Genomic DNA, 347 nt, shown 5'->3' on the forward strand with positions numbered 1-347 from the left:
GGAAAATGGTACATCGTCCTAAATGAGACGGTTTTCTACCCAACAGGAGGGGGGCAGCCTCATGATATAGGGGAACTTGAAAAGGAGCCTGTAATAGGAGTTGAGGAGGTGGACGGTGAAATCCGTCATTACGTATCCAAGCCTCTTGATAGTGATGACCTTGTACATGGAAGCATTGATTGGGAAAGGCGATTTGACCATATGCAGCAACATGCTGGACAACATCTCTTATCAGCATCATTTGCAGACCTATTTAATCTAGAAACGGTCAGTTTTCATTTAGGAAAAGAAGTATCAACGATTGACCTGCATACCCCGGATTTGTCAGAAGCTCAAGTAAAAGAAGC

At 43.8% G+C, this 347-nt stretch carries 1 protein-coding gene; it reads left to right on the top strand.

The window, feature by feature from the left end:
- Window positions 1–347 (top strand): alanyl-tRNA editing protein (locus tag KH400_RS22985; protein WP_498067644.1); only part of this gene is annotated, 347 nt, incomplete at both ends.

This window comes from Desertibacillus haloalkaliphilus, assembly GCF_019039105.1.
GTDB classification, from domain to species: Bacteria; Bacillota; Bacilli; order Bacillales; family KJ1-10-99; genus Desertibacillus; species Desertibacillus haloalkaliphilus.